General features: G+C 74.8%; 7 protein-coding genes. 6 read left to right on the top strand and 1 reads right to left on the bottom strand.

What is annotated here, in order from left to right; all coding sequences use genetic code 11:
• The 3 genes from VGD85_RS10950 to VGD85_RS10940 all read left to right on the top strand — a co-directional run.
• Window positions 1–1,508: DEAD/DEAH box helicase (locus VGD85_RS10950; protein ID WP_331063471.1), on the top strand; the 1,508-nt coding region annotated here is incomplete at its 5' end.
• A 75-nt stretch (window positions 1,509–1,583) separates the two neighbouring features.
• On the top strand, window positions 1,584–2,117 hold the full coding sequence (locus VGD85_RS10945) for a sigma-70 family RNA polymerase sigma factor (protein WP_331063470.1): 534 nt from the start codon (window positions 1,584–1,586) through the stop codon (window positions 2,115–2,117).
• Entirely contained in the window at window positions 2,114–2,824 is a 711-nt protein-coding gene (locus VGD85_RS10940; RefSeq protein WP_331063469.1) for an anti-sigma factor, read from the top strand. Before VGD85_RS10945 ends, VGD85_RS10940 begins: the two co-directional genes overlap by 4 nt.
• Window positions 2,825–3,040: 216 nt before the next feature.
• On the opposite strand, the gene VGD85_RS10935 is transcribed toward VGD85_RS10940, so the two are convergent.
• A complete protein-coding gene (locus VGD85_RS10935) occupies window positions 3,041–5,110 on the bottom strand; it encodes a CDP-alcohol phosphatidyltransferase family protein (RefSeq protein WP_331063468.1) in 2,070 nt (689 codons plus the stop codon).
• A 20-nt stretch (window positions 5,111–5,130) separates the two neighbouring features.
• On the opposite strand from VGD85_RS10935, the gene VGD85_RS10930 reads away from it, so the two are divergent.
• The 3 genes from VGD85_RS10930 to VGD85_RS10920 all read left to right on the top strand — a co-directional run.
• On the top strand, window positions 5,131–6,165 hold the full coding sequence (locus VGD85_RS10930; RefSeq protein WP_331063467.1) for a zinc-binding alcohol dehydrogenase: 1,035 nt from the start codon (window positions 5,131–5,133) through the stop codon (window positions 6,163–6,165).
• Window positions 6,153–6,533, top strand: coding sequence for a 6-carboxytetrahydropterin synthase (locus tag VGD85_RS10925; RefSeq protein WP_331063466.1), 381 nt, complete (start codon window positions 6,153–6,155; stop codon window positions 6,531–6,533). Before VGD85_RS10930 ends, VGD85_RS10925 begins: the two co-directional genes overlap by 13 nt.
• 26 nt (window positions 6,534–6,559) lie before the next feature.
• The coding region (locus VGD85_RS10920) for a glycosyltransferase family 4 protein (RefSeq protein WP_331063465.1) at window positions 6,560–7,349 on the top strand (790 nt) is incomplete at its 3' end.

Genomic DNA, 7,349 nt, shown 5'->3' with positions numbered 1-7,349 from the left:
CGGCGCCGTCCTCGCTGCACGCGGCGGGTGGCCTCGAGCTGATGCCGCACCAGGCGCAGGTCGTGGCCGCTGCCGCCGCCGGGCACCGCACGTTCCTGCTCGCCGACGAGCCGGGCCTGGGCAAGACGGCGCAGGCCCTGCTCGCGGCGGAGGCAGCGGGCGCCTACCCGCTGCTGGTGGTCGTGCCGAACGTCGTCAAGACCAACTGGGCCCGCGAGGCCGGCCGCTGGACACCCCAGCGCTCGGCCACCGTGATCCACGGCAACGGGGACACCATCGACGGCTTCGCCGACATCGTCGTGGTCAACTACGAGGTGCTCGACCGCCACGTCGGCTGGCTGGGCCAGCACGGCTTCCGCGGCATGGTGGTCGACGAGGCGCACTTCATCAAGAACAAGTCCTCCCAGCGCTCCCAGCACGTGCTGCAGCTCTCCGACCGGATCCGCAGCCGCTACGCACAGCCCCTGCTGATGGCACTGACCGGCACCCCGCTCATCAACGACATCGAGGACTTCCAGGCGATCTGGGAGTTCCTCGGGTGGATCGACGAGAAGATGCCGCTCGGGGCCCTGATGGACGCGCTCGAGGACACCGGCCTGACCCCGGCCGACCCCGGCTTCTACCCGAACGCGCGACGGGCGGTCGTCGAGATGGGCATCGTGCGCCGCCGCAAGATCGACGTCGCCTCCGACATCCCCGCCCGGCGGGTCGCCGACCTGCCGGTCGAGCTCGACGACGAGGCCGGCCGCTCGATCCGGGCCGCGGAGCGTGAGCTGGCCCGCCGCCTGGTCGAGCGCTACGAGATGGCGCTGGCCACCCGCAAGGAGGGCCGCACGGTCGAGGGCATCGACCACGAGCTGGTCCGCCGGGTCGCCACGTGGGAGCGCGAGGACATGGACACCTCCTCGGGCGAGAACGTCTTCTCGATGATGCGCCGCATCGGCCGCGCCAAGGCCGGCCTCGCCGCCGACTACGCCGCCCAGTTGGCCCGCAGCGTCGGCAAGGTCGTGTTCTTCGCCAAGCACATCGAGGTCATGGACACCGCGGAGGAGACCTTCGCCTCGCGCGGCATCCTCTACGCCTCGATCCGCGGCGACCAGACCACCACGGTCCGCCAGCGCAACATCGACGCGTTCGTCAACGACCCCGAGGTCGCGGTGATCGTCTGCTCGCTGACGGCGGCAGGGGTCGGCGTCAACCTCCAGGTCGCGTCCAACGTCGTGCTCGCCGAGCTCTCGTGGACCGATGCCGAGCAGACCCAGGCGATCGACCGGGTGCACCGGATCGGCCAGGAGGAGCCGGTGACCGCCTGGCGGATCATCGCCTCCCAGACGATCGACACCCGGGTCGCCGAGCTGATCGACAGCAAGGCCGGACTGGCCGCGGTCGCCCTCGACGGGTCCGACGAGGAGATCGGGTCCTCGGTCGACATCCAGCTCGAGGCGCTCGTCGCGCTGCTCACCCGGGCGCTCACCGAGGCGCAGGAGGCCGACGCGGCGTCCGCCTGATCGCGACGTACGTCACGCCCAGCCCGCACACTGAACCGTGGGACGCGTCCCTGCGTGAAGGGGGTGGGAGGTGCGATGGCGACCGAGAGCCGCGGCGACCCGGGGAGCCCCGAGGCGCTGATGCAGCAGCTGCACGACGAGCACGCCCCGGCGTTGTGGGGCCACTGCCTGCGGCTGACCGGCGGGGACCGGGCACGCGCGGAGGACGTGGTGCAGGAGACGTTGCTGCGCGCCTGGCGCAACTTCCCGGCGCTCGACGAGTCGCACGGGTCGGTCCGGGCCTGGCTGTTCCGGGTCGCCCGCAACATCGTCATCGACGAGTGGCGCTCCAAGCGCTCGCAGAGCGAGATCGCCGTGGCCGACGTACCCGACGGTCCCGGCGAGTCCGACCGCACCGACCAGCTGCTGCTGTCCTGGGTGGTCGCCGACGCGCTCACCCGGCTCTCGGCCGAACACCGCGCGGTGCTGCTGGAGTGCTACTACCGCGGCCAGTCGGTCGCCGAGGCCGCCCGCCGTCTGGGCGTGCCCGAGGGCACGGTGAAGTCGCGCACCCACTACGCGCTGCGGGCGCTGCGGTTGGCGCTCGAAGAGGGAGGGGTGGTCGCATGACCCCGGTGTCTCCCGGCAGCTGCGAGCTGACCCACCTCGACGGCGCGTACGTGCTGGGCGCGCTCGCGCCCGAGGAGCGCCTGGAGTTCGAGCGACACCTGGCCGACTGCCCGGTGTGCGCCCGGGCGGTGCAGCAGCTCGCCGGCCTGCCCGGCCTGCTGTCCCAGGTCTCCGCCGACGTGCTCGAGTCGACCCCGGCCGACGAGCAGGTGCCCGACACGCTCCTTCCCGCGCTGGTGCGGGAGGTACGCCGTGAGCGCCGGCGTCGCCGCCGGTGGGCGGCCGCTCTCGCGGCGGCGGCCGCGGTCGTCGTCGTGACCGGTGTGTCCACCGCCGTCATCACCCACGACGACGACAGCCGGGCGCCGTCGGCGACACCCACCGCCCCGGCCCGGCAGATGACGCCGGTCGCGAGCGGCTCCGGCATCGAGGGATGGCTCTCGCTCACGTCGGTCCCCTGGGGCACCCGCCTCGACCTGACCTGCAGCTACGAAGCGCCGGTCGAGGGCTACCAGCACGCCGGCCCGCCGACGTACGAGATGGTCGTCGGCACCGCCGACGGGCGGACCGAGCGGGTCGCCAGCTGGCAGGGCCTGCCCGGCCGCACGATGACGGTCAGCGGCGCCACCGCCGCCTCGACCGACGAGATCGTCTCGGTGCTGGTGCGCTCGGCCGACGGCCACCCGGTGCTCCGGCTGACCGACTGACCGTCCGACCGACTGACCGGCTGACCGGCTGACCGGCTGACCGGCTGACCGGCTGACCGGCTGACCGGGCCGCCCGGACCCACGTGGGGCGGACCTGTCAGCCAGAACCCGCACGACACGCCGTGCCCCCTCGGCGTGTCGTGCGGGTTTCACCGGTCAGCCGGTGAAACCCGCCGGCGTGTCGCGGGCTCAGCGGGCTCAGCGGGCTCAGCCGGCTCACCGACTGAACGTCTCCAGGAACCGGTCGCGGAACGCGTCCATCGGCCACACCGTCGCGTCGGGACGAGGGCGCAGGCCCGGCTGCCAGCCCCAGGCGGCGATCCGGCGCGCGACGCGCGGGTCCTGCGCGATCACCGAGATCGGAACGTCATGGCCCGGGTCGGGGCCGGTCACGTACGAGTGCGGCTGGTGGTCGCCGAGCACGACGAGGACCAGGTCGGGGTCGCGGTAGGACTCCAGGAACGACACCAGCGTGCCCATCGTGTACTCGACCGACCGGCCGTAGCGGACCTGCACGTCGGAGGAGTCGGGCTGGGTGGGTACGCCGTCGAAGACCGATCCGTCACCGACCCCGCCCCACGGCACGAGCGCGGGGGAGGGGGCCCAGGGGTGGTGGCTGGAGACGAGGTCGATCTCGGCCATCACCGGCCGCCGCGGCTCCGGGTCGAGCTCGAGCCGGCGGAACGCCGCCAGCGTGTACTGGTCGGGCATCGGCGCGTAGCCGAACTCCGGTCCGCGGTAGCCCACGTCGCGGGAGTCGTAGAGCTGGTCGAAGCCGTAGAAGCCGGCGCCCTCGGGCCAGTCGCGGGTGTTGGCGGGTACGTCGAACACCGTGCGCCAGCCGGCCCCTGCGAACGCGGAGGTCAACGTGAGCCGGTCGGCGTCGAGCAGCTGGTCGTAGCGGCGCTGGCTGTCGACCCGGAGCCCCGACTGCAGCGTCGAGTGCGCGAGCCAGCTCGCCGCGCCGAACGTCGGCGAGGTGAGAAACGCGCTGCGCGTCCGCCAGCCGGCCGTCCGCAGCCGCCGGGTCCCGTCGTCGAGCACCGCGTCGATGCCGGGGGAGAACGTGGATCCCTGCACCGCCACCCGGCCGTAGGACTCGACGAACACGACGAGCACGTCCTTGCCGCGGAGCGCCTGCAGGAGGGAGCCCGGTGGGGTCCCGGCATAGGGATCCGCCGCGATCTCGCCCGCGAACCTGTGCCGGTCGACGAGGTCCGCGCGCACCTGGCGCACCTCGTCGACGGCGAGGCCCGCGGCGCCGGTGGTGCCGACGGGGAGACCGGTGAGTGTGCCGAGCAGCCACGCCGTGCCGAGGGCCGCCGCCGCCCGGGCGGAGCCGGCCCGGTGCGCCGCGATCACACCGCCGACGCGGATCGTCGCCAGCGGCAGCACGGTGAGCGCGACGGCGACCGCGATGCCGGCGGCGACAGCGGTCGCCAGGGCGGCGGGCCGCCCGACCGAGTCACCGAGCACGCCGACCCCGGGGCCCAGGTACACCCAGTCGCTCAGCGGGTCGACCGGTCGGTCCATGACGGCGCGGAAGCCCGCGTCCGCGATGCCGAGCACCAGCATCGCCCCCAGCCCGAGGCCGACGAGCACCGCCGCGACCCGCCTCGTCCGGGGACCGAGCACCAGGGCGAGCGCGACCAGCAGGGCCGCCTCGAGCGGCACCCGCACCAACCCGGCCGCGCCGTGCGGGAGCACGACCGCACTCCAGACGACGGCCACGCAGACGAGCGTCACGCCGCCGCCGCGGGGATAGGCGACCTGGTCGTGCGGCGGGCGGCGCGTCCGCCGGAGCCACCACACGTCGCGCCCGAACGACTCGGCCAGCAGGCCGAGCGCCACGACCAGGGCGACCTCGGCCACCGCGTCCGGGACGACGCCGGCGGCGACGACCGCCAGCGTGACGCCCTGGACCGCGGCCACCACCTTGCGCCAGCGGCGCGGCGGCACCGGACGGCGCAGCCACCGCCAGACGCGCTCCCCGAGCCACAGCAGGTAGCGAGCCGCACCGATCGCCAGGACCCACCAGCCGTGCGCGGACGCGACGTACACGCTGAGGACCGCGATCAGGAACGCGTCGGTCTCCATGTCGAAGCGGGCTCCGAACGCCGACGCCGTCGCGGTCCGGCGGGCCACCTGGCCGTCGACGAGATCCAGCACGAGCGCGACGACGACCAGCACCAGGCCCGGGCCGTGCGGGCCGATCGCGGCGACCGTCACGGCCAGGGCGGCTCGGACCGCGGTGACCAGGTCGGCCGGGTGCTGAACCAGGAGCACGGTGCCTCCGTGTGTGGGATGTGACCAGTCGTACGGACGAGCGCTCGACGGGGTTCACGGCGCGCGCCTTCTGGGTGAGTGAGCCGGGCCGCGGCGAGCTGCGCGCCGCCGAGCTCGCGGCGCCGGGCCCGGAGGAGGTGCTCGTCCGCACGCTGCACTCCGGGATCAGCCGCGGCACCGAGCTGCTCGTCCACGCCGGGCGGGTGCCGCAGAGCCAGTGGGCCGCGATGCGCGCGCCGTACCAGACCGGGGACTTCCCGGGGCCGGTGAAGTACGGCTACCTCAGCGTGGGGCGCGTCGACGCGGGGCCGCCCGACCTGCGCGGCCGCACCGTGTTCTGCCTGCACCCGCACCAGACGGCGTACGTTGTGCCCGCGGCGGCCGTGACGCCGGTCCCGGCCGGGGTGCCGCCGCGGCGCGCGGTGCTCGCGGGCACCGTCGAGACCGCGCTCAACGCCCTGTGGGACCTCGGCCCGCTGATCGGCGACCGGGTCGCGGTCGTCGGCGCCGGCATGGTCGGCTGCTGCGTGGCCAGGCTGCTGGCCCGGATCCCGGCCACGGAGGTGACGCTCGTCGACGTCGACCCGGCCCGCGCCCGCGTCGCCGCGGCGCTGGGCGTCGGCTTCGCGCTCCCGGACGAGGCGGCCGGGGGACGCGACGCGGTCGTGCACTGCAGCGCCACCGGGGCCGGACTCCAGCGCTCGCTCGACCTGCTCGCGGCGGAGGGGACGGTCCTCGACCTCAGCTGGTACGGCGACGCCCCGGTGCAGGTCGACCTCGGCGGGGCCTTCCACGCGGGGCGCCTGGGCATCCGGGCGAGCCAGGTCGGCGCCGTCGCGGCCGCCCGGCGCGGCAGCCGCACCCACGCCGACCGGCTGCGTCTCGCGCTCGACCTGCTGCGCGACCCGGCGTTCGACGAGCTGCTGACGGGGGAGTCCGACTTCGAGGAGCTGCCCGAGGTGATGGCCCGTCTGGCCGACGGCCGCCTCGACGCCCTGTGCCACACGATCCGCTACCCCGCCGACCGGACCGGGGAGGCCCCGTGTACACCGTGACCGTCCGCGACCACATGATGATCGCCCACAGCTTCACCGGCGAGGTCTTCGGTCCCGCGCAGCGCCTGCACGGGGCGACGTACGTCGTCGACGCGGCGTTCTCGGGCCCCGAGCTCGGGCCCGACGGCATCCTGCTCGACATCGGCCGCGCGAGCGAGACGCTCCGCGACGTGCTCGGCGCCCTGACCTACCGCAACCTCGACGACGAGCCGGAGTTCGCGGGGATCAACACCTCGACCGAGGTGCTGGCCCGGACGGTCGCCGACCGGCTCGCGGAGCGCGCGCCCGCGCTGGGACCGGTGACGAGCCTGCTGGTCACGCTGCACGAGTCGCACCTCGCCTCGGCCAGCTATGCGAGGTCGTGGTGAGGTCGTGGTGAGGTCGGGGTGAGGTCGTGAGCGTCCACCTGGTCCGGCCCGCGGGCATCGACGACCCGGCCCGGCCCAGCGGCGGCAACGTCTACGACCGGCGGGTCGCCGACGGGCTGGGGATGGTCGAGCACACCACGACCGCCACCGTCCCCGACGGGGCGCTCACCCTGGTCGACGGCCTGCTGTCGAGTCCGGACCTGGTCGCCGAGGCGAGCCGGCTGCGACTGGTGGTGCTGGTGCACATGCCCCTCGGCGCGGCGGCGCCGTGGGAGGGTGACGGGCTGCGCGCCGCGGCCGGCGTGATCACCACCAGCGGCTGGACCCGGGCCTGGCTGGTCGATCGCTATGCACTCGCGCCCGACCGGGTGCTCGTGGCCGAACCCGGCACGGACCCGGCGCCCCTGGCCACGGGCACCCCGGCGGGGGCCGCCCTGCTCTGTGTCGGGGCCGTGACCGCGCTGAAGGGCTACGACGTGCTCGCGGCCGCGCTCGACCGGCTCGGCGACCTGGCCTGGACCTGTCGGGGCGTCGGGTCGCTCGGCGTGGAGCCGGAGCTCGCCCGGCGTCTCGGCGGCCGCGTCGACCTCGTCGGACCGCAGACGCGGGCCGAGCTCGACGTGACGTACGCCGAGGCCGACCTGCTCGTGCTCGCCTCACGGGCCGAGACCTACGGGATGGTGGTCACCGAGGCACTCGCGCGCGGACTGCCGGTCGTCGCCAGCGACGTCGGCGGGGTCCGCGAGGCGCTCGGCGGCGGCGGCGTTCTGGTGCGCCCGGAGGACCCCGACGCGCTGGCGGCCGAGCTGCGCCGCT

Origin of the sequence: Nocardioides sp., assembly GCF_036401255.1 — a bacterium.
Taxonomy (GTDB): Bacteria; Actinomycetota; Actinomycetes; order Propionibacteriales; family Nocardioidaceae; genus Nocardioides.
The sequence above is the reverse complement of the archived record's forward strand: the minus strand, read 5'-3'. Positions and strand labels throughout refer to the sequence as shown.

Coding starts and splice junctions, on each gene's coding strand:
- VGD85_RS10940 (WP_331063469.1), top strand. CDS start 2,114: ATGACCCCGGTGTCTCCCGGCAGCTGCGAGCTGACCCACCTCGACGGC.
- VGD85_RS10945 (WP_331063470.1), top strand. CDS start 1,584: ATGGCGACCGAGAGCCGCGGCGACCCGGGGAGCCCCGAGGCGCTGATG.